Source organism: Vibrio sp. 1401 (genome assembly GCF_033340295.1).
Genome location: NZ_JAWOWF010000700.1, coordinates 1 through 554, shown reverse-complemented (window position 1 = coordinate 554; position 554 = coordinate 1). Strand labels below are relative to the sequence as shown.

Here is a 554-nt window from a genome sequence, read left to right as displayed (position 1 = left end):
TGAGTTTGAAGGCGAACTCAGAAACGAACGTCTTACCACATCGGGAGAGCTGAGTAACACCGTGATTTACTCAAAAATCCGCGAATAAGTCGCTTAGCTAAACCGATTTAAACACAATAAAAAAGCCCGCGATATTCGCGGGCTTTTGTCATCTTTGCAGCGGTTAGTCTAGATCAACCAACTTCTGCTTGTACTCTTGGTGTTGGTCTAGAACTTCTTGACCTGCACCGCCAGTCATCTTGCTAACCAACACGATAGCCAGTGTTGAGAAGATGATGCCCGGTACGATTTCGTAAACGTCGAACCAACCGCCAGTTAGCTGTTTCCAAACTACGATGGTCACGCCACCCACTAGGATGCCCGCTAGTGCGCCGTTACGGTTCATACCGCTCCAGTAAAGGCTAAGTACTACTGCAGGGCCAAATGCCGCGCCGAAGCCCGCCCAAGCGTAAGATACAAGACCTAGCACAGAGCTGTCTGGTGTCATTGCTAGGAACAATGCAATCAAAGAAATCACGATAACGCCCACACGGCCAATCATCACCACTTCTTCT

The 554-nt window shown here is 48.9% G+C and carries 1 protein-coding gene and 1 pseudogene; one reads left to right on the top strand and one right to left on the bottom strand.

Going from position 1 to position 554, the window contains the following annotated elements; all coding sequences use genetic code 11:
* A pseudogene (locus R7Z77_RS27670) lies at positions 1-88 on the top strand (GNAT family N-acetyltransferase); the annotation flags it as partial.
* 75 nt (positions 89-163) lie between these two features.
* On the opposite strand, the gene R7Z77_RS27665 reads toward R7Z77_RS27670, so the two are convergent.
* Positions 164-554: sodium:solute symporter family transporter (locus R7Z77_RS27665; protein WP_411913225.1), on the bottom strand; the 391-nt coding region annotated here is incomplete at its 5' end.